Raw genomic sequence first — 25,665 nt, 5'->3', positions numbered from 1 at the left:
TCCAGGTTCGCTTCACGGGGTGTGGCGCAGCTTGGTAGCGCGCTTCGTTCGGGACGAAGAGGTCGCAGGTTCAAATCCTGTCACCCCGACTCGTGGTTGAGACGACGGGAAGGCCCCTGACCGGTATCCGGTCGGGGGCCTTCTCCGTTGTCAGGGACAGCCGGAGTGATGCCGAGGCAGGTAGGCAGCATCAATCCCCCACCCGACGCACGTAGTACTGCATCGTCGTAGTGGCGTTCTCGTGGCCGAGCGAGGTAGTTCCCCTCCCAACTCCTCCAGACGAGCCTGGGCGATATCGAGAACGGCAACGGCGCCCCATAAGCGGCATGGAAGCTACTGAACGACGGTCGGTTCGAGAAGCAGGAAAGGGATAAAGGGTGGCCAAGAGCCCGTACATCGCCATCACACTGTTCAAGTTCACCTCCGACGCCGAGGGTTACGTACCCCTGTACCGGGAGGATGTGACCCTCATCTACGCGGAATCCGAAGAGGAAGCGCGTGAGCTCGCAGAAACGAATTTCCGGAGTGACGAGGGGACCTATAAGAACGAAGCGGGCGACAACATCACCATCACACCCACAGCAGTGATAGACGTCGCCGCAGCGCTGACCGACGACCTGTCCGAGGGCGGCGACCTGTATTCACGCCACTTCCGTGACTTCGAGGCTTACTCGAAGATGGAGACGCTGCTCGACGAATAGGTCATCGGCAACCACGCTATCGGTCGTGGCTGCTGCTGCGGATTCGCTTCCGGCGCAGTCCATGACCGTCGCATCGTGAGCCACCGGGGACGCCGGGTGTCCTCACAGCCACGGTGGCCGACGAATGGGCGTTGGCCGCACCGGCGGGGCTGCGGGCCTCGGCAGCGATTCGAGAAGCCGAAGCCCAGATGAGCGGCCTTACCGGACTGGCCTTTATGCGCCTGGGCGACCACCGGACGGCGACCACCTACCTGCGGTCAGCCGTCAACGAAGAAACCCGGCTGCGGAGCTTTCCGTATCGCAGCCGGGTGCTTTCGTACGAGAGGCGATACTCGCGAGTCGAGGAGTATCGACCCCGCTTTTCTGTCGGCTTCGTGAATATCGTCCCCTGCGGGAACTGCTGCCGAGTCAGGTCGATCGTTGCCGTATACGATATGAAGTAGTGCGACACTATTTCATTATTCGGCAGGGTAGCGACCGTGTTTAGAATATACCCGCCAAGGTAATCGTGCACCACACACGCCGTGACGGCGCACTGCCCCTTGGCGCCGTTAGCTTCCGTCCAGCGGGGAGCACTACCGGTATCTGCGGACCAGGATTTGCGGAGCGCATTTGCCAAAGCTTCCAGCATTCCAATATCCACGCGCCCAACATACCGCCCCGGGTACTTACTTCACCGAGAAGAAGTACCCGGGCCGCTCGATGCGCTAGTCGTTCGCTTTCTTGTACGCCTCAGCCACTTCCGCGGAGATCCGCCCTCGGCTGGATACGTCCAGTCCCTTCTTGCGCGCCCACTCCCTGATTGCCTGAGTCTGTTCCCGGTCGCTCGTCGGCCGGGACTCGCTCTTCCCCCGTCGAACGCGGCCGACCCTACGGGCGTGCGGCGTCCACTGCTCGAACAGTCCGCGCAGCTGGCTGGCGTTGAGCACCGACAGGTCCATCTCGTAGGCCGCACCGTCGAGGGCGAACGTCACCGTTTCTTCGGCCGGGGACTTGCCGTCGTAGTCGTCGACAAGTTCGACGGTGACCTTGCGCGCCATAGAGCTTCCTCCGTGTTCAGGGGTAGAAGGTGATGAAACGTCATCATAATCCGGACCATCGAGGTGATTGTTCAACCGGGGTCGGTAACGCCCGGTCATGCTACGCCTCTATTTCGCCTTTTCGGCCTGTTCCAGGCTCGGCCGTTTGAAACTACAACGTGAATTACACGGCACTTGTCGGGGACATGGGCCGCCATTTTCCGCTTTGCCTCCTTGTCCGATCGGCAGTCGCCGGACCGACTCGTCGCCCAATCGGACGACTCGTGGCACTCGGCGGGGGCGGCCGAACCGCTCCCGCTCGCCCCGAACGCCGGTTAGCCTCGGAGCACGATCGACCCGAATCCGAAGGGCAGCAGCAGCTATGCACGGATCCACTACCCACGCGGCAGTCGAGGGCCTGCTCACCGGCAAGACCGCGGTGATCACCGGAGCCAGCCGGGGCATCGGCCTGGCGATCGCGATCAGGTTCGCGGCGGAGGGCGCGAACGTCGCGATGATCGCCCGTACTCAGGAGCCGCACCCCAAGCTGCCGGGCACCATCCACACCGCTGCGGCTCGAGCCGAGGCGGCGGGCGGCGACGTACTGCCGCTGGTGGCGGATGTCCGCGACGACAAGGCGATGGCAGGGGCGGTCGCGCAGGTCGTGGAGCGGTTCGGCGGCATCGACATCCTGGTCAACAACGCCGGATCGGTCGACCTGACCGGTGCCGAGCAGATCGGTATGCAGCGCTACGACCACATGCAAGCCGTGAACCTGCGCGCCCCGTTCCTGCTGTCGAAGCTGGCGCTCCCGCATCTGCGCGTCTCGGCCCGAGCCGGACGGAACCCGCATATCGTCACGCTCTCACCACCGCTCAATATGAACCCCGAGTGGGTGGGCAACGGCGTGGCCTACACCGTCTCCAAATACGGCGTCAGTGTCGCCACCATCGGTTTGGCGCACGAGTTCCGGCCTTACGGGATCGCCGTGAACTCGCTGTGGCCGCGCACCAAGATCGACACCGCGGCGGTGCGAAACCTGCTCGGCGGCGCGGATGCCGTCGCGGCCTCCCGCACCGCGCACATCTGCGCCGACGCCGCCTTGCTCATGGTGACCAGCCCCGCTGCGACCTACACCGGCCAACTGCTGCTGGACGAGGATGTACTGACCGCGAACGGTGTGACGGATCTGGACCGATACCGCGTCGTCCCGGGTGACGGCGCGCTGGCCAACGACCTGTTCGTCGACGCGTAGGAAGACGGGCTTCTGCGCGTGGTGACGATCGCGCGCCGGATCGCCGCCGCCCGTGCCGGTTTCGAAGCGAAGGACGCGCCGCCCGATTCGATCGATCAACTCTGGTCGGCCGGACACGGGTTCGAGACGGCCGTGCGCAAAGATCAGGGCTTGCACCAGATGCCCGCACACCGGATGCGAACAACGGTCGCTCGTTCCGACACGTGGGTAACTTGCCCCTTTTAACGGGTAATCGGATCGAATGCGGGAATATCATCGCTGAAGCCCCACTCCCGCAATCGAGGAAAGGTCGGCAGATGAGCAAGCCCGTCGATGGCGTGCGCGCAGACGAACCGCTGTCCGGCAAGACCGCGCTGGTGACGGCGGCCTACACCGGAATCGGCAGGTCGATCGCGAAAACGCTTGCCGCGCAAGGCGTCCAGGTCGTGATCCAGCATCCGCACTTCCCGGAGCCCGCCGCCGAGGTGGTCAAGGAGATCACCGAGGCAGGCGGCAAGGCGCTGGCGCTCGCGGCGGACATCGCCGATCGCACCGAGTACGAGGAACTGGTGCAGGTGCTGCTGGAGGAATGCGGCGGATGGCACCTGCTGGTCAACACCGCGGCGGTGCCGGAGTCCGAGCCGTTCCCCAAGCTCAGCTCGGAGGGGTTCGACAGCGGTGTCGCGGCGCCGGTGAAGGGGGTGTTCCACGGCCTCCAGCTGGCCCTCGCGCACCTGGCCGACGAAGGCCGGGTCATCAACGTCTGCGATCCCGCGGAGCCGGGCAGCGCGGTGCACGACGCGACGCGTGGCGCGGTCGAGCAGCTCGGCCAAGCCGTGGCGCCGGACTTCGTGCCGCGGCGGATCACTGTCAACACGGTCAGTTACGGCGCGGGCACGACCGACAACGCGGAGCTCGAGGTCGCCCTCGCCGCGATCAGCCCGGCCGAGCCCGCGGCGGTGGTCGCCTACCTGGCGAGCGACGCGGCGAGCACGGTGAATGCGCAAGTCATCAGGCTCGACGGCACGGGCAAGCCGCCGCAATAGACCCGGCAGCGCCCGCCGAACTCAGCGGGCGCCCCGGAACGATCACGCCACGATCGTTCCGCCGTAGGTGGTGAATCCCCGGCCCAACGCCTGGCATCCGAAGCTGCCGTGGAAGCCCACCTGGCACGTGGCCCCCGCGTGCTCGATGATCGGCCCCCACTGCCCCGAGCCGGTCTTCACGTCGTGGATGCTGGGATTGCCGCCCGGCAGCGTGTAGGGCGTGGCCGGGTCGAACGTGGGATGCGCGGGCAGCCAAGGCTGGTCGATCACGATTTCGTTCACCCGCACCGGCACCGGCACGTAGGTTTCGCCGACGTAGTAGCTCAGGTGCAGCGGAGAGCCGAAATCACACCCGACGGAGCCGTTGCCGAAGATCGCGCAGTTCGTGCTGCCCACCGAGAAGTAGACCGTGCCCGGGTCGGCCTGTGCGTTACCGGCCGCGATGATCGGCGCCACCGCCGCGGCGGCGAGTGCTCCGGCGAACTTCGTGCTGCGCTTCATACCGTCTCCTTGGTGATTCACTCAGGGACAACCGACTCGACAACTCTGTCGGGTCCGCGCCGGATTCCGTTTCGCCCCGCGTCATCCGCCCACGTCGGGGCACTTCGCCAAGCCCGGCGCGGTGAGCAGACGCTAACGCGGCGATAACTTACGGACACGCCACTGAAATGCGAGGTCAATAGCGTATACAGCCATGTCGACACGGATTGCCACCTTGGCGGACGCGGCGGGCAAACCGCTGCGCGACGTGGTGTACGCGGCGCTGCGCAGCGAACTCATGAACGGGGACATCAAGTTCGGCGAACGCCTGACCGAGCCGAAACTATCGGCGCGATTCGGCATCTCGCGAACACCGATCCGCGAAGCGCTGACCGTGCTGTGCTCGGACGGACTGCTGCAACGCGAAGAATACGGCTTCAGTCCGGTGCGCCCGAGCATCCCCCTGATCCGTGACCTGTACGAGCTGCGAATCACTTTGGAAATGGGCGGCCTCCAGCGCGCCATGACCAACCCGGCCGTCACGCACGATCGGGAACTGCTGGAAGCCGAGCGCGCCGCCTGGCTGGAATTGCGCGCCGATCCGCCCGAACAGGAACCCGGATTCGTGGTGCGCGACGAGGAATTCCACGTCACGCTGCTCACCGCGGCGGGCAACACCGAGATGGTGCGCGCGCTCAAAGCGGTGAACTCCCGCATCCGTCATGTGCGCATGTACGACTTCATGGTCAACAACCGGATCGAGACCACCATCGCCGAGCATCTAGGCATCCTGGACGCCGTACTGGCGGACGATCTCCCGCTGGCCTACCGGCTGCTGCACACGCACATCGGTGAATCGCTGGACGTGGTACTCGAACGGGTCACCCGCGCCATCACGGCGATGTCGCTGGCCACGGATTAGCAGGGAGCGGTTGTGGGGCTGGAATTCGATACGGTGCTCGTCGCCAACCGTGGCGAGATCGCCTGCCGCATCATGCGTACCGCACGGACGCTCGGGTTGAAGACGGTCGCGGTGTACTCCGACGCCGACGTGGCCGCCGCCCATGTCGAAATGGCCGATGTGGCGGTGCATCTGGGTGCGGGTCCGGCGGCGGAGTCCTATCTGCGCGCCGACCTGGTGGTCGAGGCGGCGTTGGAGACCGGCGCCGGGGCGATCCATCCGGGCTACGGATTCCTTTCGGAGAACGCGGTTTTCGCCACCGCGGTGTCGGACGCGGGAATCGCGTTCGTCGGACCGACCCCCGAGCAGCTGCGCGTCTTCGGTGACAAACACACCGCCCGCACGGCGGCACGCGCGGTCGGCGTACCGCTCATTCCGGGCAGCGATCTGCTCGAATCGGCCGATCACGCGGTGGCGGAGGCGGAGCGGATCGGCTTCCCCGTGATGCTGAAGGCGGTCGGCGGCGGTGGCGGCATCGGTATGCAGGCTTGCTTCGGCCCGGACAAGGTGCGCGCGGCCTACGAGCGCGTGCAGCGCATCGCGGCGTCGAACTTCGGTTCGACGGGCGTCTTCCTGGAACGCTTCGTGGCACGCGCCAGGCACGTCGAGGTGCAGCTGTTCGGCGACGGCCACGGTCGCGTCGTCAGCCTCGGCACCAGGGACTGCTCGCTGCAACGCCGGAACCAGAAGGTGATCGAGGAGGCGCCCGCGCCGGGACTCACCACGGCGTTGTCGGAGCATCTGCTGGCCGCGTCCCGCGAACTCGCCCGCTCGGTCGGGTACCGCTCGGCCGGGACGGTGGAGTTCGTGTACGACACCGACGACGGCACCGCGTCGTTCCTGGAGATGAACACCCGCCTTCAGGTCGAACATCCGGTCACCGAGGCGGTCACCGGCGTCGACCTGGTGGAATGGATGTTGCGCCTGGCCGGCGGCGACAGCTCGATGGTGGACGAACTGCCCGAGAGCGGACCGGCGATCAAAGGCCATGCGGTGGAGGCGCGCGTCTACGCGGAGGACCCCGGCCACGATTACCGCCCGAGCGCCGGTCTGGTCACAGCCGCGCACTTCCCGGCCGACGTCCGGGTCGACACCTGGGTCGCCACCGGCTCGGAGGTCAGTCCGTACTACGACCCGCTGCTGGCCAAGGTGATCAGTTCGGGCGAGAGCCGGACGGACACGTTCGCCGCATTACGCACCGCGCTCGTCGCGACGCGGATCTACGGCGTGCAGACGAATCTGCCCCAACTGCGCCAAGCGACGGGTGACGCGCGGGTGCTGGCCACCGAGCACACCACCACGACGCTGGCCGAGATTCGCCCGGTCGGGCGGCGCATCGATGTGCTGCGCGGCGGGACCATGACCACGGTGCAGGACTATCCCGGCCGAATCGGCCTGTGGCAGGTCGGTATTCCACCGTCCGGTCCGATGGACGACCTCTCCTTCACCCTGGCCAACACCGCGGTTGGCAATCCGGTCGGCGTCCCCGCGCTCGAATGCACCTTGCAGGGCCCGCAATTACGTTTCTCCGACACCACCGTGGTCTGCGTGACCGGCGCACCGACCCCCGTGCTGGTGGACGGCCACCCGGTGGCCATGTGGGAACCGATCACCGTGGCCGCGGGCGCGGTGCTGGATATCGGCGCACCCACCGACACCGGACTGCGCACCTATCTCGCGGTGCGCGGTGGTCTCGATGCCCCGCTCTATCACGGCAGCGCGGCCACCTTCACCCTCGGCGGATTCGGCGGGGTGACCGGAAAGGCCGTCGCCACCGGTGACGTACTCGGCATCGCCCCCACCGCCGACGCCCTCGGCACGCCCGCCGCGGTGCCGCCGCGTGACCGGCCGGAATTCACCCACGACTGGCAGCTCGCGGTCGGGGTGGGTCCGCAGACCGCGCCCGCGTACTTCACCGACGCCGACATGACCCAGTTCTGCACGCACCCGTGGCGGGTCGCCAGTCATGCCAACCGCACCGGCATCCGCCTGGAGGGGCCGAAACCGGCCTGGTCGCGGACCGACGGCGGCGACGCCGGACTGCACCCGTCCAACCTGCACGACAACCCCTACAGCGTGGGCGCGTTGAACGTCTCCGGTGACACGCCCATCCTGCTCGGGCCGGACGGCCCCAGCCTCGGCGGCTTCGCCTGCCCGCTCACCGTGGTGTCCGCGCATCGCTGGCGGATGGGCCAGCTGCGTCCCGGCGACTCGGTGCGCTTCGTGCCGGTCGACGACGAGAAGGCGGCCGCGTTGCGCGCGTCCGACAGCAGCCGCGTGCCGGATCTGCTCCCCGCTTCTGCTACGGCCCTGCGTGATCGCGGCGTCCTCGGCGGCGTCGAGGCGGCGCAGGGCAGGCCGGGTGTGCGGTACCTGCGCGGCGGTGACGACAACGTCCTGGTCGAATACGGCGAGATGGTGCTCGATCTCGGACTGCGCATGCGGGTGCACGCACTGGCCGAGGCACTCGCGGGCGCCCGCTTGCCCGGCATTCTCGACGTGACCCCCGGCGTCCGATCCCTGCACATCCACTTCGATCCCGAGGTGCTGCCGCAGTACCGATTGCTCGGCACGCTGGCCGAACTCGAACTCGAGCTGCCCGCCACGACCGACCTGGTGGTGGCGAGCCGCACCATCCGGCTGCCGCTGTCGTTCGACGACCCGTCCATCGCCGAGGCGATCGACCGCTATCGCAGCGGCGTGCGCGACACCGCGCCCTGGCTGCCGTCGAACATCGAGTTCATTCGCCGCATCAACGGGCTCGACAGCGTCGAGGACGTGCGCACCACCGTGTTCGACGCCGAATACCTGGTCCTCGGCCTCGGTGACGTGTATCTCGGTGCGCCGCTGGCGGTTCCGCTCGATCCGCGACACCGCCTTGTCACCACCAAGTACAACCCGGCGCGCACCTGGACCCCATCCGACGCCGTCGGCATCGGCGGCAAGTACCTGTGCGTCTACGGAATGGCCTCCCCCGGCGGCTACCAGCTGATCGGCCGCACCGTGCCGATCTGGTCGAGCTATCGGCAGTCCGCGCCGTTCGAAGCGGGCACACCCTGGCTGTTCCGGTTCTTCGATCGCATCGTCTGGGAGCCGGTCGGCGCCGAGCAGTTGCTCGAATACCGTGCGGCGGCCGAGGCGGGCAGGTTCGACGCGGAGGTGAGCGAGGGCAGTTTCGCCCTGGCCGACCATATGCGGCTGCTGCGCACCGAGGCCGACTCCATCGCCGAGTTCGAGACCAGGCAGGCAGCCGCGTTCGACGCGGAGAAGCAAGCGTGGCGTGCGGCGGGCGAATTCGAACGCACCACCGTCGCGCCGGTCGCCGCACCGGTCGAGGACCCGCTGGCCGGACTACCCGCCGACGCGGGCGTGGTGACCGCGCCGATGGTCGGCAACGTCTGGCGGGTGGAAGTGGAACCGGGACAACACGTCACGGCCGGTGCGCCGGTCGCCGTCCTGGAGGCGATGAAACTCGAACTACCTGTGCACAGCCCAGCCGATGGCACCGTGCTGAAGGTCCTGACCACCCCCGGCGCCAAGGTGGAGCCGGGTACTCCCCTAGTCGTGATCGGAGTCGACTGAATGACCCCAGGCGTCCTAGGCAACACGGCCGGCCCCGTCGAACGCGTCGCGGCCGCCTATCGGCGGATCGCCGAGGTCGATCGGCCGGAGGTGTGGATCACGCTGCGACCGGAACCCGAGGTCGCCGCCGAAGCGGCCGCGATCGCGCAGCGGCTCGCCGCCGGGGAGACCTTGCCGCTGGCCGGACTGCTGGTGGCGGTCAAGGACAACATCGATGTGGCCGGGCTGCCGACCACCGCGGCCTGCCCGGAGTTCGCCTACCTGCCGGAGGTGACCGCGGCGGCGATCGAGCGATTGACCGCGGCGGGCGCGCTGGTGCTGGGCAAGACGAACCTGGACCAGTTCGCCACGGGGCTGGTCGGGACGCGCAGCCCGTACGGCGCGGTGCGCAACGCCCTGGACCCGGAGCTGGTGTCGGGCGGGTCGAGTTCCGGTTCCGCCGTGGCGGTCGCGCTCGGCGTCGCCGACATCGGCATCGGCACCGACACCGCCGGATCCGGTCGCGTGCCCGCGGCGCTGCACGGGATCGTCGGCATCAAGGCCACGCTGGGTGTGATCCCGGCGCACGGGACCGTGCCCGCCTGCGCCGATTACGACGCCGTGACGGTCTTCGCCGCCGACCTCGACCTGGCGGTGACCGCCGCCGCGGTGATGGCCGGCCCGGAGCCGCGCGACCCGCGCAGCCGGAACTGGCCCGCCGATGTCCGGCTGGCCGCCCCGCTCGCGCCGCGCATCGCCGTGCCGCGCGCGGAAGATCTGGCCGCGCTCAGCGAGCCGTATCGAGAAGCTTTCGCTCGCACCGTCGCCGGAGTCGCCGACACGGGCGCGAAAACCGAGGAGATCGACATCTCCGCCCTGCTCGACGCCGCGCTGCTGCTCTACGACGGCGCACTCGTCGCCGAACGCTATGCCGCGGTCGGCGCGTTCCTGGACACCGCCCCCGCGAGCGCCGATCCCACGGTCGCCGCCATCATCGGCGCCGCGCGAGCGAAGACCGGCCCGGCGTTCGCCACCGATCTCGACACGCTGGCCCGCGCGAAAGCGACGGCCGCCGAATTGCTGCACGGCTTCGACGCACTGCTGTTGCCGACCACCACCGAGCACCCGACTATCGCCGCGGTGCATGCCGATCCGATCGGGATCAACCGGCGGATGGGCACCTACACCAACTTCTGCAATCTGCTGGATATGGCCGCAGTCGCCGTCCCCGGCGCATCGACCGCCGACGGCGCGCCGTTCGGCGTCATGCTGGTCACCCCGGCATTCGCCGATCAGGTGGCGATCGACCTCGCCGCCCGCCTGCTCGGACTCGACCGCGCGCCACTACTGGTCGATCGTGGTGTCGACCTGGCCGTCTTCGGGGCGCACCTGCGTGGACAACCGCTGCACTGGCAGCTCGAGCAGCTCGGCGCCCGCTTTCTCGGCGGCATCAGAACCACCGACGCCTACCGCCTCACGGCACTGGACACCACGCCGCCCAAGCCGGGACTGGTGCGTCACGGGCCGGGTCGCGGCGCTCCGATCGAAGGCGAACTCTTTCGCGTCTCCGCGGCCGGACTGGGCGGCTTCCTCGCCGAACTTCCTGCTCCCATGGCCCTGACCAGCATCGAGCTCGCCGACGGCCGCGACGTTGTCGGCTTCACCTGCACCCACGAGGCCGCGAGCACCGCCACCGACATCACCCACCACGCGAGCTGGCGCACGTACTTGCAACATCGCTCCTAGCTCCGGCAATCCGCCAATGGGCCGTGGTCGCGAGAATCCCTCGCCACCACGGCCATTCTTCGGCCGACGTACTTAGACATTTGTACTAGACACTTGTGCCAGACTGTGTTAGACATATGTCTGAGACATTTGGTCAACCCAGTGGGAGTCGAGGCAAGTCATGAGCGCCAAGTCCGTCAGCAGTCAGCTCCGCGTGCTCGTCGCAGGCGGCGGCATCGGCGGCAATGCCGTCGCGCTACAACTGCTCCGGTCCGGTATCCGGGCCACCGTGGTGGAGCGCGCCGCGGCGCCACGGCCGGGCGGGCAGGCCGTCGACCTGCGCGGACCGAGCCGGGAAGTGGCCGAGCGCATGGGCATGATGCCCGGCATCCGCGAATACCAGCTCGACGAGCGCGGTATGAAGTACGTCGACGACGCGGGCCGGGAGATCCTCCGCATGTCCGCCGAACTCTTCGACGGCAAGGGCGCGGTCGCCGAAATCGAGATCACCCGTGGCGATCTCAACCAGGTGCTGCTCGACCTTCTCGCCGCGGAAGGCGGGGTCGATTACCGGTACGGGGAGTGGATCACCGAGATCCGGCAGGACGACGCGGGCGTCGACGTCACGTTCGCCTCCGGCGTCGCCGAGCGATTCGACCTCGTGATCGGCGCGGACGGCCTGCACTCCGCCACGCGCCGGATGGTTTTCGGCACCGAGGAGGAGTTCGCGACGTACCTGGGCGGATACATGTCGTTCTTCACGCTGGCGCGTCCGCAAGACCTGGAGCCGCACTGGTTCACAATGCATTCGCTGGTCGGAGCAACGGGATTGGGCATGCGGCCCGACGCCGACCCCAGCACCTGCAAGGCGCTCGTCGTGATCCGCGCCGCGGCGGATCCCGCGCTGCGCCGGGATGTCGCGGCACAGCAGCAGTTCATCCGTGCGCGCCTGGCCGGCGGCGGCTGGGAGTCGGCCCGCATCGCGGCGGCCGTGTCGGAGGCGCCGGACTTCTACTTCGACGAGCTGGCCAGGATCGACATGCCGAGCTGGGTTCAGGGCCGGGTGGTCCTGCTCGGTGATGCGGGATACTGCGGCTCACCGCTCACGGGGCAGGGAACCGCCATGGCGCTGGTGGGCGCGTACGTCCTCGCCGGTGAGCTCGCCGCGCACGCCGACAACCCCGGAGCGGGGCTGGCCCGCTACGAAGAGGTGCTGCGCCCCTTCGTGAAGAAGGCCCAGCAGTTGCAGCCGGGCGGTTTGAGCGCCATGACGCCCAAGTCGCGCTTCGGCATTCGCGCCGGACACGCACTCAGCAGGTTGATGATGTCGAAGGCGATGCGTCCGGTCATGATGCGGATGCTCAGCAAGACCGAGACCTACGATCTGCCGGACTACGCGACGGTGACCGTCGGCAACTGAGCCCGTGAGCCGTCGGCGCGTGCTGCGACCGGGGTTTCGGCGCGCCTGGCTGGGAGCACGGTACGCCAGAGCTCGGCTGCGGATGCGACCGGACTCGGTCAGGCTGCTCGCGGTCGATGACGTGCCGAGATCATTCGATCACGGTGCGCCCGTCGAGCAGGAACGGCAGCACGAAATTGCGCAACATCGCCCGCTCCTCATCCTCGCCCGCTCCGGGCAGCGTCAGCAGCGACACCATCGCCCGCACCACCCACTGACCGACCCGCTTGGCGGCGAGCGCGGACAGCCCGGGGCGGAATCCGGCGACGAAATCCGTGGCGAGCGCGTCGACAACGCCCGGCGAATTCGCCAGCTGGGCGACGATCCCCGCGTTGGACGGTTCGAACCACACCGCCAGGTGCGGCGTTTTGCGCACCTCGGCGAGCAACGCCGTCAAGGTGCCGAGCAACTGCTCCCCCGGCTCCGAGCTCGCAGGCACCGCCCGGTCGCGCCAGACCCGCTCGACCAGCTGACGCGCCTCCCGGCCCGCGAACCCTACGTAGAGCGCCTGGCGATTCTCGAAGTAGCGATACAGCGTCGCCCTGGAACAGCCCGCGGCGTCGGCGACTTCGGCCATGCCGACACCGCTGACGCCCTTGTCGATGAACAGCGCGCGCACCGCGTCGAGGATGCGCTCACCGGCCAGCTCGGCGCGGCCGTCGGCGAGCCAATCGCCACTCATACTGTGTCCCTTCCGGCACGATCGAGGCACTCCGCGGTCACGCCGTGCACCGGAACGGCACAGTAGTCGGCCTGCGGACATACGGACCGTTCGCATACTCGACCGCGTCGATGTCGACCACGTACTCGGGGAACCGATCGATCAACTCCTCGAGTGCCACTCGGGCCTGCATCCGCGCGGCGGCCGCGCCGAGACAGTGGTGCGGGCCGTGCCCGAAGGTGAGGATGCGCTGCGGATTCCGGTCGATGTCGAGGTCGGCGGCGTCCGCGCCGAACGCCTGCTCGTCCCGGTTGGCGGACCCGAACACCAGCAACACCTTGCGTCCGGCGGGCACCGTCTTCCCGGCCAGTTCGACATCGCGCGTCGTCGTGCGGGCCAGCCCCTGCACCGGCGAGGTGAGCCGGGCGAACTCTTGCACCGCGACGCGAATCCGGTCCGGTTCCGCCGCGAGCGCGGCGCGCTGGTCCGGATGCCGTTGCAGCAGTTGGACCGCGCCGCCCAGCAGGCCCGTGGTGGTGTCGTTGCCGCCCGCCACCATGGTCCAGGTGTAGGCGAGGATCTGCACCAGGCCGCGCACGTCCGTATCGTCGGCGGCCATCCCGGCTTGGACGAGCAGTGACACGGTGTCGTCGCCGGGATCGGTGCGCCTGCGTTTGATCAGCTCCGCGAAGTACGCCATCATCTCCGCCGACGCCGCCTGCGCTTTGGTATTCGTCCGATCGATGCTGCCCGCGACGACGGCGTCGGTCCACCCGTCGAACCTCGCCCGATCCTCTTCGGGCACCCCGAGGTAGTACGCGACCACCATGCTCGGCAGCGGCTTGAACAGCTCTTCGACGATGTCGCCGCCGCCGTGGGCCGTGATGTCGTCCAGCCGGTCGCGCACGAACCGGCGGACCACCGGCTCGACCTCCTCGACCTGGCGCGGCGTGAACCCGCGCGCGACCAGTTTGCGAAAGTCGCTGTGCTGCGGCGGGTCCTGCATCACCAGTGGCGGGTTGTCGGACAGGCCGAGTTCGTCGAGTTCCCCGTATTCCACCGTCAGGCCGTCGCGTGAGGAGTACGTGTCGCTGTCGCGCGCCGCCGCGTAGACGTGCTCGTGCCGGGTGAGCACCCAATAGTCGTTCTCCGGGCGCGCGGGCGGTACGACGTGCTGCACCGGATCGTGCTCGCGCAGCGCCGCGTACATCTCCCACGGCGAGGCCCACGTGGGCCCGGAGCGAAGTTCGAAGACCGGAGCCGACTGATACGCAGCGTTCACCATGTGTCGACCGTAAGACAAAATAAGCGAAGTGTCTAGAACGGGTTTCAGTTGCGCGGGCCGGTCACCCTTACCACCGGCCCGGCCGCGCTTCTCGAGTCGGACACGGCGCCGCACACTCGTCGGTTACCTTCGGCAGCGGCAACGACCGTCTCGTTGCCGGTCAGCTCCGGGAAGAGCCGGCGCGAGCGATCGCCGCGCGTCCCCCGTCCACCGGGCCGGCCACCCCTCGTAGACCGGCCCGGCGGACTGCACCCCCGAGAGCCCGACCTGTCACCCCTCGAGACAGGTCGTTCCCCGGTTCGCACCTCCGGCGGAGGCTTGTCCTCCCTGCGGTACAAACAATGCAGGCGCGGGCTTGGCGCGCACTTAAGAACACCTTGCAAGATCAAAACCGCAGGTGAACGGGCTTTACCAAGTGGTGACCAGGCAAGCGCCTACCACCGGCCCCGGATCGCGGGATGATGGTGACAAGTGCGCCAAGGAGATTGGGAGCGACGATGGAAACCGTGGTGGTCTGGATTCTGGCCAGCCTGCTCTACTGGTGGGGCCTGCTGTAGGCGTCCGAACCTGGCCGCCTACCCGGCCAGGTCTACTACAGCACGTCGCAGAACCCCTCTGTTCGAAGTCTCGCCGATCGGAGCCTCGGCACAGCCGGTGCGACCGCCCGCCGTGACGGAATCCGTCATATAGACCGCGGTGCGTGTCGGATCCCGGCGTACTACCCGGCAGAGCGGGCCTCGGCGCACGGCGTCACTCCATACTCGGACCAGTTGTTCGGAGAAGGAGTGAAGATGCTTACTGTCCTGCCCATCAGGTACGTCGCGGACGTGGAAGCGTGCCGAAAGTTCTACGCCGGTCTCGGGCTCGCGCTCGACCCCCATGCGAGTCTCGATGTCTGGGCGCAACTCTCGGGCGACGCGGGCGCGGTCGGGATCCACGACTTCAGGGTGTCGAAAGGGCGCCCGGCCGGATCGGTCGAACTCGGTTTCGCGACCGACGAGAAGTTGGAAGTGGTCGCCGACCGACTGCGGGCTCGCGGCTACGACTACGAGATCCACGACGAGGACTTCGGCCGCAGCCTGCGGGTCGTCGATCCGGACGGCGTGACGCTCCAGATCCAGGAGATCGATATGGAGGTCGCGAGGACCTCCGAGTCCGCCTTGCCGGGGCACACGCGCAACGGGTGACACCCAGCTGTCACCGCAGACGGTCTACGACTGCCTTCGTCACTTCCGCCAGCAGGGCGTTGTTCACCTCGGCGTCCACGTCTGCCTTGCGGCTCTGGATCGCGATCACGATCGGCGCCCGGCCACCCTCCGGCCAGACGACCGCGACGTCGTTGGCGCAACCGTAAGAGCCGGTGCCCGTCTTGTCGCCGGTGACCCAGCCCGCGGGCAGACCGGCGCGGATGCGCTCGGCGCCGGTGGTGTTCGCCCTCAGCCAGGTGATCAGCTGATCCCGTTCCCGTGCACCGAGCGCGTCGCCCAGCACCAAGGCGCTGTAGTCCGCGGCCAGTGCGGCGGGAGTGGTGGTGTCCCGCTCGTCACCGGGGATCGCGGTGTTGAGTTCCGTTTCCCAGCGGTCGAGCCTGCTCGTCGGATCGCCGAGCGTGCGCAGGAACGCCGTGAGCGCCTCCGGTCCACCGAGTTCGCGCAGCAGCAGGTTGCCCGCGGTGTTGTCACTCCGGGTGATCGCGGCCTCCGCCACTTGGGCCAAGGTCATCCCGTCGGCCACCGCGGCGCCGGTCACCGGCGAGTGCTCGACCAGATCCGCCTCGTGGAATCGGATCACCCGGTCGAAGTATCCCGTGTCGAGCGGATGCGCGTGCAGCAGTGCGGCGGCCGCGAGCGTTTTGAAGGTGGACAGGAACGGGAAACGCTCGTCGGCGCGATGGGTCACCGTCGCGCCGGTACCGGTGTCTACGGCGAACAGCCCTACCTGCGCGCCGTAGCGAGCCTCCACCTCGGCCAGGCTCGCGTTCGCGGCGGGACCGGCCTCGACGCTCGAGGTGACCGAACCGAGCTGCGCCGCATCGGTTTCCGCACCGCAACCGGTCAGTAGCGCCAATGCGGCGGCCAGTGCCACCCGGTAGTCGCGTGTCAGCCGAGACATGCCATCACTCTGACATCCCGGCACTCACCGGGCAAACAGGATCGGCCGGACACGCCGAAGGCAGGTGCACGGCGTCACGCGCACCTGCCTTCGATCGGAAATCAGCCGGCGAGCCCGGCGCGCACGCCCTCCTCGACCCGCTTGCCGAGGTCGGCGTCCACGTTCTTCCAATACTCGAAGACCCGGCTGAGCACCGGCTCCCGCACGCCACCGAGCACGTGGCCGACGATATTGTCCACCAGCCGCTCGCGCTGCGCGTCATCGAGCACCTCGCGCACAAGGGTGCCCGCCTGGGTGAAGTCACCGTCCTGCTCGTGCTGGATGTAGCCCGCCCGGACGATGGTCGGGTCGAAGTCCCAGATGCCGCCGTCGGGCGCCCGCTCCGGGTCGGCGTGCGGGCCGCCGAACGAATTCGGCGCGTAGACGGGGACATTCGGGTCGTTGTAGTGGTAGCGCATGCCGCCCTCCTTGGAATAGGAGTTCACCTCCGCCGCCCTGGCCTGATTCGGCGGCAGCTGCGCGTAGTTCGTGCCGATGCGGTAGCGGTGCGCGTCCGCGTAGGCGAAGACGCGGCCGAGCAGCATCTTGTCCGGCGAGAAGCCGATGCCGGGAACGACATTCGACGGCTCGAACGCGGCCTGCTCGATGTCGACGAAGTAGTTGCGCGGGTTGCGGTTCAGCGTCCACTTGCCGACCTCGATCAGCGGGTAGTCCCGATGCGACCACACCTTGGTCAGATCGAACGGGTTGAACCGGTAGCCCTCGGCCTCCGCCACCGGCATGACCTGCACGTACACCGTCCAGCTCGGGAACTCGCCGTGCTCGATCGCCTCCCACAGATCCTTGCGGTGGTAATCGGCGTCCTCGCCCGCGATCCGGTCGGCATCGGCCTGGGTCAGGAACTCGATACCCTGGTCGGTCTTGAAGTGGTACTTGACCCAGAAGCGCTCGCCGGCGGCATTGATCCACTGGTAGGTGTGCGAACCGTAGCCGTTCATGTGACGGTAGGTCTTCGGGATGCCGCGGTCGCCCATCAGCCAGGTCACCTGATGGGCGGTCTCCGGACGCAGGGTCCAGAAATCCCACTGCATGTTGTGGTCGCGAAGACCGTTGCCGGGCAGGCGCTTCTGCGACCGGATGAAGTCGGGGAACTTGATCGGGTCCTTGATGAAGAAGATCGGCGTGTTGTTGCCGACGAGGTCGTAGTTGCCGTCCTCGGTGTAGAACTTCACCGCGAAACCGCGCGGGTCTCGCCACGTGTCCGGACTGCCCTGCTCACCCGCCACGGTGGAGAACCGAGCCAGCGATTCCGTGCGCGCACCCGGCTGGAACAGCTTCGCCTTGGTGTACTTGCTGACGTCGTTGGTCACGACCAGCTCACCGTAGGCACCCGCGCCCTTCGCGTGCACGATGCGTTCGGGCACCCGTTCGCGGTTGAACTGGGCCAGCTTCTCGATGAGGTAGTGGTCGTGCAGCAGGATCGGGCCTTGCGCGCCCGCGGTGAGCGATTCGTCGTCGCTTTCGACCGGGATTCCGGTGTTCGTGGTCGTCGGTTCGGTCATGGAGTCTCCTCGGCTGGTGAAGATCGTCCCGGGAGGGCTGCCCGGGCATGAGGGGTGGACCGCTACTCGGAACGGCACGTCGGGCACAGTCCCCAGAAGACGACCTCGGCTTCATCGATCACGAATCCGTGAGCGTCCGAGGGGTCCAGGCAGGGGGCCGCGCCCACAGCGCAGTCGACGTCGGCGACCGCACCGCAGCTTCGGCACACCAGATGGTGGTGGTTGTCGCCGATCCGGGTCTCGTACAACGCGGACGAGCCCGCGGGCTCGATCCGGCGCAGGATCCCGGCGCGCACGCAAGCGTGCAAGACGTCGTAGACCGCCTGCGTCGATACCGAACCCAGCGCTTCCCGGACGGTGGCGGCGACCGTGTCGGCATCCGAATGCGGCCGAGCGACGACCGCGTTCAGCACCGCGAGCCGCGGGGCGGTGACCCGCAGACCCGCTGATCGCAACCACTCGCGTGGGGCGGTGCCGTTGGTGCGCATGCTTCGAGTCTGACCCTTTTCTGGAATAAGTCAAGAAAATGAATTGGAATCATTCAAGAAAAGGTTGGGCGCCGAGAGGCGCGCCTACCGGCCGCGACGCGCCGATCACTGCCTCCAACAGACCCGGAAAAAGTGGCGAGCGTCACAAAATTTCGGCGGAATAGGTTGCGCGGGCCGGTGGTTGAAACCCCTGTCGGCGTCCGGACAGCCCCGGGCCGCACCCTTCGTCGCTACGAGCGACCACCCGCCGAGAGGCGCTTGTGGGACGTCGACACCCAACGTCGGCGTCCGGACAGCCCCGGGCCGCACCCCTTTGTCGCTACGAGCGACCACCCGCCGAGAGGCGCTTGTGGGACGTCGACCACGGATGTGACACCGGCATGGTGTCCGAGCTCGCACCGCCGCTTCGATGACGAGTGGCACATGGCCGAGAGGGCTTCTCGTGTTTCGCCGCAGCCATGTGCCACTGGCGCGGACTTATCCGTAGACGTTGCGGTGGAGGTATCGGCAGGGGCATGCCGGGTCGTAGTCGGAGCCGTTGGAGTGCTCTGTGAGGTGGACGGTCGCGTGGGTGCCATCGGGGCGTGTGAGGGTCCACAACCACGGCTGGGGCTCGTCGCCGAAGCCGCAGAGGATATCGCCGGCGGTGTGGGCTGCTAGCAGGCCGGCGAGTTCTCGGCCGTCCATTGCATTCTGTTCGGGCAGCGGCAGATCCGCGCTGACCGAGAACGTTGCGGCGAAATCTCCGCCGACCTGACCGTGTGTGCAGAAGACCACGAAGGGGCTGTCCCGCTGGTCTTCCCGGAGCGCCGCTTCGACAAGGTCGTCGCTACTGACGAAGATCTCCGACTCACGGACCCCGAAGCACTCCCGTAGGAAAATGCGCAGATCAGTCGTGTCGAGCGGCCGAGTGCACAGCCCGTCGCACGCGATCATTCGCCGAGCGTACTCGGCTGAACGCGCCCCGTCGTTTCATCGAGCCCCGTGATCTTCACCGAGGCGTATCCGCGCTGCGGCGGCGGGGATGGTGCGGAAGGATGCACCTCATGGCGTCGCAGGACGGAACCTTGCACCGTAGGCTCGGGCTCACCGATTCGGTGGTGATCGGCTTAGGGGCCATGGTGGGGGCGGGGATATTCGCGGCGCTGGCGCCCGCGGCGGCTTCGGCCGGGAGTTGGTTGCTGGTGGCGCTCGCGGTGGCGGCGCTGTTGGCGTACTGCAATGCGATGTCGTCGGCGCGGCTGGCAGCGCTGTATCCCGTGTCCGGTGGAACGTATGTGTACGGCCGGGAGCGGCTCGGACGGTTCTGGGGATATCTCGCGGGGTGGGGATTCGTCGCGGGGAAGACGGCCTCGTGTGCGGCGATGGCGCTGACAGTCGGTAGTTACGCCTGGCCCGAGCAGGCGCATGCCGTGGCGGTCGGAGCGGTGGTGGCGATCACTGCCGTCAACTACACGGGGGTGCAGAAGTCGGCGTTCGCGACCCGGGTGCTCGTCGCGGTGGTGCTCGCGGTGCTGGCCGTGGTGATCGTGATCGGGCTGGCCGGAACGCACTCGGCGGCAACGGTCTTGCCCGACCGGATCGGTCCGCGCGATGTGCTCACGGCAGCGGGACTGCTGTTCTTCGCTTTCGCGGGATACGCCCGCATCGCCACGCTCGGCGAAGAGGTGCGCGAACCGCGACGCACCATCCCCCGCGCCGTCATGATCGCACTCGGACTCGCCCTCGCGGTCTACACGCTGGTGGCGGTCGCGGCGCTGAGCGTGCTCGGTTCGGGCGGCCTGGCCCAGGCCGCCGACCCGCTGGCGCGCGTGGTCAGTGCGGCGGGCGTTCCGGCGGCCGCTCCTGTGGTGCGGATCGGCGCGGTGCTCGCGGCGGCCGGATCGCTGCTCGCGTTGATCCTCGGCGTATCGCGCACGGCGCTCGCCATGGCGCGGGACCGATATCTACCGGGAGCGCTCGCCGCCGTGCATCCGAAGTTCGGGGTGCCGCATCGCGCGGAACTGGTGGTCGGCGCGATCGTCGCCGTGGTCGCCGCGCTTTTCGATCTGCGCGCGGCCATCGGGTTCTCCTCGTTCACCGTGCTCTTCTACTACTTGATCGCCAATATCTGCGCCGCCACGTTGACCGCCGAGGAGAATCGCCCGCCCCGGTGGATACCCGTGGTCGGCGCGGTGGGCTGCGTCGTCGTGGGGTTCTCGCTGCCCCTCGACTCCGTGCTCGCCGGGCTCGGCGCACTCACGCTCGGCGGTGCGTTGTATGCGTTGGGCAAGCGCTACCGCCGATAGCGGCCGGAACCCGGTGCACCCGATGACTCGATTCCTGCCGAACGCCATGCACATCGAGCACTGCCCGTTGCGCTGGTTCGACAACCGCTCCTCGCACCCGACCACCCGGGGTTCGCCGGGCAAGCGCCTGATTCCGACCATCGGCCCGATGCCGATATCGAACGTCCAGTTCCCCGCCAAACACCCTGCCTATTGACCGCGTGATCAGGCCGAAGAGCGCTAGCCTTTGCGCATGGGGCGTTTCGGTGGATTCCTGGCGGGAGTCGCGGCGGTTTCGCTGGTGGCGGGCAACCTCTTCGCCGGGAATGCGGTCGCCGCGCCCGGTGATCAGGTGCGCTGCGCGGTCACCTCGGGACGTGATCTGGAGCGGGCGGCACCGGAACAGGTCGGGCTGGATTCGGTGAAGCTGCAGGACGCGTTGACGTTCGCGGCCGGGCGAAATCGATTCAACGTGCAGATATTCCGGCACAACTGCCTCATCGGCGAGGGGCTGACGAACAACCAGACCGGCAATGTGGCATGGAACATCTGGAGTTCGACCAAGAGCGTCGTCTCCTTGCTCGCCGGGATTGCCTCGGACCAGGGAAAACTCGATCTCGACGCACCGATCGACCGCTATCTGCCCGCAGGGCTCGGCGACGCGAAGCACCGGTCGATCACCATCGAGAACCTGCTCACCGAGACCTCGGGTATGCGGGTCGGCGTGCTGACCGAGGGTGTCACCGGCGTGATCCCGATCGACCCGGACAGCCCGGTGCAGGCGCTCGGGGTGCCGCTGGACAATCCGCCGGGCACCGTCTTCACCTACAGTCAGCGCAATGTCGACCTGCTGGCCTACGTGCTGGAACTGGCCGTCGGCGAACCGATGCAACAGTTCGCGCAGCGCGAGCTGTTCGATCCGCTCGGCATTCTCCGCAGCGACTACTACTGGGCCCGCGACCGCTCCGGGCACACCTACGGCTACGCGCACCTGATGATCCCGCCGAACGATTTCGCGAAGCTCGGACTCCTGGTGAGCAACGACGGACGCTGGGGCGAACAGCAGATCGTCTCCCTCGACTACCTGCGGAAGGCACGCACGCCGTCACCCACCAACGCGTGCTACGGATACCTGTTCTGGCTCGGAAGCGGTTGCGCCGAGATCGCGGACTACCTGCCCCCCGACGTGTACGCGATGGCCGGCCTGGGGCTGCAGAACGTCTTCGTCATCCCGAGTCTGGATCTCACGGTGGTGTGGACCGGCGTCTTCGGAAACGTCAGCAGTCAGGGCTTGTCCGGAGTCGTGCAGAACACGCAGGAATTGCCTTACGAATTCTTCCGCAAGGTGTTCGATGCGTTCTACGACCGGCCGGTGCCCGACCCGGGCCCGTACGTCGAGCCGCCGTTGCGGTTGGACGCGCGGCGCTTCATCGACACGGACATTCTGATCGCGGTGTTCGGAATCGGGCCCGCCGCCTACCCGGGCTGCAATGTCTTCTCGTGCCTGAATCAGCCGCTCGCACCGCCGTTCGCGGACACCCCGCCGGGTTGCGCCATCCTCGCCTGCCTCGGCACCGATCCGCGCACCCCCGGCATCCGCTGAGCGGCCGCGCCGTGGCCTACCGGACGATGGGCAAGTCCGTGACCCAGCCGTGCACGTTGTCGGTGCGCAGTGCCGCGTGGTGGCGTTTGCGCAGCGCCTGCGAGATCGGGCCGGGCACACCGTTGGCGACCACGCGGCCGTCCACCTCGACGACCGGCGCCGCACCGGCCGACGTGCCGGTCACGAAAACTTCGTCGGCGATGTACAGCTCGGTGAGGTCGACGGTGCGTTCGACCACCGGAATGCCGTCTTCGGCCGCCAAAGTGAGAACGGTCCTGCGGTTGATGCCGTCGAGGATGTCGCAGGAGACGTCCGGCGTGATCAGCGTGCCGTTGCGGACGAGGAAGATGTTCGCCGCGCTGAGTTCGCAGACGTGCCCGTTACCGTCGAGAAAGACGCAGTCGTCGTAGCCGCTGTCGATCGCATCCTGCTTGGCCAGCACCGAATTCACGTACGCACCGTTGACTTTCGCGCGCGACGGAATCGCGTTGTCCGGGATGCGCCGCCACGGGCTCGACTTCAGGCGCATGCCGTCCTGCGGGACAATCGGCACCGCGTCGTAGACGAACATGCTGACCCGAATCGCACAGCCCCGCACCCGGGTGCCCGGAATGGATTCGACCACGTGCACCGTCGCCCGCACGAAGACGTCCTCGCGCGGATCGTTCACCGCGATCAGTTCCACCACGGCCGCACGGAACCGCTCGAAATCCCACTCCGCCGCGAACCGATCGATCCCGATGATCTTGCAGGACTCCTCGAGCCGATGGAAATGATCGTCCAATCGGAATGCCGTATGCGCTGCCCCCTCCACGTGCACCGGGAAGACGGTGTAGACGCTGAGTCCGTACAGCACCGCCGACGATGCGACGCCCACCGTCGCGGCGTCCGCCGCCACGATCCGATCGCCGAGATACACCTGAGGATGAGGATGAGCCATCGGCGCAGGCTAACAGCCGCGCCGCGCGCCGAGCGAGGCCTTTTCGCCGGGCACGCCAGGATCAGTCGTAGTGCCCTGAGCACTCCGTCCGCACGAGCACCGTTCGCCCCACTTCGACGGACTGCGCGCCCGCTGACTCGCGTCCGGAAACGACGAACGGGCCGCGGGAATCCCGCGGCCCGTTCGGATCCGGAAGACCTCAGCGGTTGCTGAGCAGTACCTCGGCGATCTGAATCGTGTTGAGGGCGGCGCCCTTTCGCAAGTTGTCGCCGGAGATGAACAGCGCGAGTCCGCGACCGTCCGGCACGCCCGGGTCCTGCCGGATGCGGCCGACGAGCGAATCGTCGATGCCCGCGGCGGCCAGCGGGGTCGGCACGTCGACCAGCTTGACGCCCGGGGCCTTGGCCAGGATCTCCTTGGCGTGCTCGACGGAGAGCGGTTCGGCGAATTCGGCGTTCACCGACAGCGAGTGGCCGGTGAAGACGGGCACGCGCACGCAGGTGCCGCTGACCGCCAGATCGGGGAGGCCGAGGATCCTGCGGCTCTCGTTGCGCAGCTTCTGGTCCTCGTCGGTCTCGCCGGAGCCGTCATCGACCAGCGATCCGGCCAGCGGAAGCACGTTGAACGCGATGGGCGCGACGTACTTGTTCGGAGCGGGGAAGTCCACGGCGCGGCCGTCGTGGGTCAGCTGCTCGGCGTCATCGATCACCGCGCGGGCCTGGCTCACCAGTTCCTCGACACCGGCCATGCCGCTGCCGGAGACCGCCTGGTAACTGGACACGATCAGGCGGCGCAGACCGGCGATGTCGTGCAGCGGCTTGAGCACCGGCATGGCCGCCATGGTGGTGCAGTTCGGGTTGGCGATGATGCCCTTGACCAGGTTGCGGGTCTGCTCCGGGTTCACCTCGCTGACCACCAGTGGGACCTCGGGGTCCTTGCGCCACGCCGAGGAATTGTCGATCACCGTGACACCCGCCGCGGCGAAACGCGGCGCTTGCACGCGGGACATGGTGGCGCCCGCCGAGAACAACGCGATGTCCAAGCCGGACGGATCCGCGGTCTCGGTGTCCTCGACGACGATCTCGCGGCCGCGCCAAGGCAGCGTCTTGCCCGCCGAACGCGCGGACGCGAAGAACCGCACCTCGTCGGCCGGGAAGTTGCGCTCGTCCAGCAGTTTCCGCATGACGGCGCCGACCTGTCCGGTCGCGCCGACGACTCCTACGCGAACTCCCATGGCTTATCGCCCCGTTCCGGCGTGGACCACCGCGACTTCGTCGCCGCCCAGGTCGAACGCCTTGTGCAGCACCTGGACCGCCTCGTCCAGCTCGGTGTCCTTGACCAGCACCGAGATCCGGATCTCCGAGGTGGAGATGAGGTCGATGTTCACACCCGCCTTGGCCAGCGCCTCACAGAAGGTGGCGGTGACGCCCGGGTGGCTCTTCATGCCCGCGCCGACCAGCGACACCTTGCCGATGTGGTCGTCGTAGAGCACCTGGGAGAAGCCGATCTCGGCCTGCCGCTTGGTCAGCATCTCGACCGCGCGGGCGCCCTCGGTCTTGGGCAGCGTGAAGGTGATGTCGGTCTTGCCGGTCTCGATCTTCGAGATGTTCTGCAGGACCATGTCGATGTTGATCTCGGCGTCGGCCACGGCACGGAACACCTTGGCGGCGTAGCCCGGTTCGTCCGGCAGTCCGACCACGGTCACCTTGGCCTCGCTGCGGTCGTGCGCGACGCCAGTGAGGATTGCTTGCTCCAAGGGGATGTCCTCCATCGATCCGTAAACGTAGGTGCCCTGCTTGTCGGTGTAGGACGAGCGCACATGCACGGGCACGTTGTAGCGGCGGGCGTATTCGACGCAGCGCAGCATCAGCACCTTGGCGCCGCAGGCCGCCAGTTCCAGCATCTCCTCGTAGGAGACCTGCTCGAGCCGCTGCGCGTCGGGCACGATCCGGGGGTCGGCGGTGAAGACGCCGTCCACGTCGGTGTAGATCTCGCAGACGTCCGCGTCCAGCGCGGCGGCCAGTGCGACGGCCGTGGTGTCCGAGCCGCCGCGGCCCAGCGTGGTGACGTCCCGGCTGTCCTGGCTCACGCCCTGGAAGCCGGCGACCAGCACGACGAGGCCCTCGTCCAGCGCGGCGCGGACGCGACCCGGGGTCACGTCGATGATCTTCGCGTTGCCGTGCGCGCCCGTGGTGATCACGCCGGCCTGCGAGCCGGTGAACGAGCGGGCCTCGGCGCCGAGGGAGTGGATGGCCATGGCGACCAGCGCGTTGGAGATGCGCTCACCCGAGGTGAGCAGCATGTCCATCTCGCGGGCGGGCGGCGACGGCGCCACCTGCTGAGCGAGCTCGAGCAGCTCGTCGGTGGTGTCACCCATGGCGGAGCAGACGACCACCACATCGTGGCCCTGCTTCTTGGTCTCCACGATCCGTTCAGCGACGCGCCGGATCCGCTCGGCGGTCGCCACCGAGGATCCTCCGTACTTCTGAACCACGAGAGCCACGACAGGGTCCTCCAAGATCGACAACAAACTGGTAACAGTCATTCAGGGTACCGGCCGG

24 protein-coding genes and 1 tRNA gene are annotated in these 25,665 nt (G+C 67.8%); 13 read left to right on the top strand and 12 right to left on the bottom strand.

Annotation, left to right across the window (positions count from 1 at the left end; all coding sequences use genetic code 11):
• Positions 1-15: 15 nt before the first annotated feature.
• Together ON19_RS01985 and ON19_RS01980 are read left to right on the top strand one after the other, a co-directional pair.
• Positions 16-89 (top strand) — tRNA-Pro (locus tag ON19_RS01985).
• Between the two features lie 288 nt (positions 90-377).
• Positions 378-701: a DUF4288 domain-containing protein gene (locus ON19_RS01980; RefSeq protein ID WP_043685607.1), complete on the top strand. Its 324-nt coding sequence runs from the start codon at positions 378-380 to the stop codon at positions 699-701.
• A 247-nt stretch (positions 702-948) separates the two neighbouring features.
• Here the strand turns inward: ON19_RS01980 and ON19_RS44940 are convergent, their stop codons facing one another.
• Positions 949-1,332 carry a YunG family protein gene (locus tag ON19_RS44940; RefSeq protein ID WP_425297814.1) on the bottom strand — a complete coding sequence of 128 codons (384 nt, stop codon included), beginning with the start codon at positions 1,330-1,332 and terminating at the stop codon, positions 949-951.
• 76 nt (positions 1,333-1,408) lie between these two features.
• Complete coding sequence (locus tag ON19_RS01970; RefSeq protein ID WP_043685599.1) at positions 1,409-1,741, bottom strand: histone-like nucleoid-structuring protein Lsr2; 333 nt, start codon at positions 1,739-1,741, stop codon at positions 1,409-1,411.
• Positions 1,742-2,102: 361 nt separating this feature from the next.
• Here ON19_RS01970 and ON19_RS01965 point away from each other — a divergent pair, with 361 nt between their 5' ends.
• The 3 genes from ON19_RS01965 to ON19_RS01955 all read left to right on the top strand — a co-directional run bounded on the left by ON19_RS01965 (position 2,103) and on the right by ON19_RS01955 (position 4,000).
• Positions 2,103-2,975 (top strand): SDR family oxidoreductase, encoded by an 873-nt coding sequence (locus ON19_RS01965; protein ID WP_051168442.1) that lies wholly within the window; start codon positions 2,103-2,105, stop codon positions 2,973-2,975.
• A gap of 18 nt (positions 2,976-2,993) precedes the next feature.
• Complete coding sequence (locus tag ON19_RS01960; RefSeq protein WP_043685596.1) at positions 2,994-3,200, top strand: hypothetical protein; 207 nt, start codon at positions 2,994-2,996, stop codon at positions 3,198-3,200.
• Positions 3,201-3,271: 71 nt separating this feature from the next.
• The gene (locus ON19_RS01955) at positions 3,272-4,000 is read left to right on the top strand and encodes an SDR family NAD(P)-dependent oxidoreductase (protein ID WP_051168441.1); all 729 of its coding nucleotides are present in this window, start codon (positions 3,272-3,274) and stop codon (positions 3,998-4,000) included.
• Positions 4,001-4,042: 42 nt separating this feature from the next.
• On the opposite strand, the gene ON19_RS01950 is transcribed toward ON19_RS01955, so the two are convergent.
• The gene (locus ON19_RS01950) at positions 4,043-4,501 is read right to left on the bottom strand and encodes a hypothetical protein (RefSeq protein ID WP_043685593.1); all 459 of its coding nucleotides are present in this window, start codon (positions 4,499-4,501) and stop codon (positions 4,043-4,045) included.
• A 193-nt stretch (positions 4,502-4,694) separates the two neighbouring features.
• Between ON19_RS01950 and ON19_RS01945 the strand changes: the two genes are divergently transcribed.
• From ON19_RS01945 to ON19_RS01930, 4 genes are all read left to right on the top strand, one after another.
• Positions 4,695-5,402 (top strand): GntR family transcriptional regulator, encoded by a 708-nt coding sequence (locus tag ON19_RS01945; RefSeq protein ID WP_043685590.1) that lies wholly within the window; start codon positions 4,695-4,697, stop codon positions 5,400-5,402.
• 12 nt (positions 5,403-5,414) lie between these two features.
• Positions 5,415-9,023 (top strand): urea carboxylase, encoded by a 3,609-nt coding sequence (gene uca / locus ON19_RS01940; protein ID WP_043685586.1) that lies wholly within the window; start codon positions 5,415-5,417, stop codon positions 9,021-9,023.
• Positions 9,024-10,748, top strand: a complete 1,725-nt coding sequence (gene atzF / locus ON19_RS01935; protein ID WP_043685583.1) for an allophanate hydrolase — start codon at positions 9,024-9,026, stop codon at positions 10,746-10,748.
• 160 nt (positions 10,749-10,908) lie between these two features.
• Entirely contained in the window at positions 10,909-12,147 is a 1,239-nt protein-coding gene (locus tag ON19_RS01930) for an FAD-dependent monooxygenase (RefSeq protein WP_043685579.1), read from the top strand.
• Between the two features lie 130 nt (positions 12,148-12,277).
• Here the strand turns inward: ON19_RS01930 and ON19_RS01925 are convergent, their stop codons facing one another.
• Together ON19_RS01925 and ON19_RS01920 are read right to left on the bottom strand one after the other, a co-directional pair.
• Positions 12,278-12,868 carry a TetR/AcrR family transcriptional regulator gene (locus ON19_RS01925; RefSeq protein ID WP_043685574.1) on the bottom strand — a complete coding sequence of 197 codons (591 nt, stop codon included), beginning with the start codon at positions 12,866-12,868 and terminating at the stop codon, positions 12,278-12,280.
• A gap of 37 nt (positions 12,869-12,905) precedes the next feature.
• A complete protein-coding gene (locus tag ON19_RS01920; RefSeq protein WP_043685571.1) occupies positions 12,906-14,132 on the bottom strand; it encodes a cytochrome P450 in 1,227 nt (408 codons plus the stop codon).
• A gap of 791 nt (positions 14,133-14,923) precedes the next feature.
• On the opposite strand from ON19_RS01920, the gene ON19_RS01915 reads away from it, so the two are divergent.
• Positions 14,924-15,319 carry a VOC family protein gene (locus tag ON19_RS01915; protein ID WP_043685567.1) on the top strand — a complete coding sequence of 132 codons (396 nt, stop codon included), beginning with the start codon at positions 14,924-14,926 and terminating at the stop codon, positions 15,317-15,319.
• 10 nt (positions 15,320-15,329) lie between these two features.
• Here the strand turns inward: ON19_RS01915 and bla are convergent, their stop codons facing one another.
• The 4 genes from bla to ON19_RS01895 all read right to left on the bottom strand — a co-directional run bounded on the left by bla (position 15,330) and on the right by ON19_RS01895 (position 19,230).
• Positions 15,330-16,244, bottom strand: a complete 915-nt coding sequence (gene bla, locus ON19_RS01910; protein ID WP_043685562.1) for a class A beta-lactamase — start codon at positions 16,242-16,244, stop codon at positions 15,330-15,332.
• Between the two features lie 101 nt (positions 16,245-16,345).
• Positions 16,346-17,806, bottom strand: a complete 1,461-nt coding sequence (locus ON19_RS01905) for a catalase (RefSeq protein WP_043685557.1) — start codon at positions 17,804-17,806, stop codon at positions 16,346-16,348.
• 62 nt (positions 17,807-17,868) lie between these two features.
• Positions 17,869-18,294 (bottom strand): Fur family transcriptional regulator, encoded by a 426-nt coding sequence (locus ON19_RS01900; protein WP_043685554.1) that lies wholly within the window; start codon positions 18,292-18,294, stop codon positions 17,869-17,871.
• A gap of 477 nt (positions 18,295-18,771) precedes the next feature.
• A complete protein-coding gene (locus ON19_RS01895; RefSeq protein WP_043685551.1) occupies positions 18,772-19,230 on the bottom strand; it encodes a hypothetical protein in 459 nt (152 codons plus the stop codon).
• 110 nt (positions 19,231-19,340) lie between these two features.
• Between ON19_RS01895 and ON19_RS01890 the strand changes: the two genes are divergently transcribed.
• Genes ON19_RS01890 through ON19_RS01885 form a run of 3 tightly spaced genes read left to right on the top strand, consistent with a single transcriptional unit; the run spans position 19,341 to position 22,164 of the window.
• Positions 19,341-20,582: an APC family permease gene (locus ON19_RS01890; protein WP_043685710.1), complete on the top strand. Its 1,242-nt coding sequence runs from the start codon at positions 19,341-19,343 to the stop codon at positions 20,580-20,582.
• Positions 20,583-20,604: 22 nt separating this feature from the next.
• Positions 20,605-20,778 (top strand): hypothetical protein, encoded by a 174-nt coding sequence (locus ON19_RS41590; protein WP_157229567.1) that lies wholly within the window; start codon positions 20,605-20,607, stop codon positions 20,776-20,778.
• 36 nt (positions 20,779-20,814) lie between these two features.
• Complete coding sequence (locus ON19_RS01885; RefSeq protein ID WP_043685546.1) at positions 20,815-22,164, top strand: serine hydrolase domain-containing protein; 1,350 nt, start codon at positions 20,815-20,817, stop codon at positions 22,162-22,164.
• Between the two features lie 16 nt (positions 22,165-22,180).
• Here the strand turns inward: ON19_RS01885 and ON19_RS01880 are convergent, their stop codons facing one another.
• From ON19_RS01880 to ON19_RS01870, 3 genes are all read right to left on the bottom strand, one after another.
• Positions 22,181-23,104 carry an aminotransferase class IV gene (locus ON19_RS01880; RefSeq protein WP_043685541.1) on the bottom strand — a complete coding sequence of 308 codons (924 nt, stop codon included), beginning with the start codon at positions 23,102-23,104 and terminating at the stop codon, positions 22,181-22,183.
• Between the two features lie 199 nt (positions 23,105-23,303).
• A complete protein-coding gene (locus ON19_RS01875) occupies positions 23,304-24,338 on the bottom strand; it encodes an aspartate-semialdehyde dehydrogenase (protein ID WP_043685537.1) in 1,035 nt (344 codons plus the stop codon).
• A gap of 3 nt (positions 24,339-24,341) precedes the next feature.
• Complete coding sequence (locus ON19_RS01870; protein WP_043685534.1) at positions 24,342-25,607, bottom strand: aspartate kinase; 1,266 nt, start codon at positions 25,605-25,607, stop codon at positions 24,342-24,344.
• Positions 25,608-25,665 lie beyond the last annotated feature (58 nt).

The sequence above is a fragment of the Nocardia abscessus NBRC 100374 genome, from assembly GCF_000308455.1.
Classification (GTDB): domain Bacteria; phylum Actinomycetota; class Actinomycetes; order Mycobacteriales; family Mycobacteriaceae; genus Nocardia; species Nocardia abscessus.
This window is presented reverse-complemented; position numbering and strand designations above follow the sequence as displayed.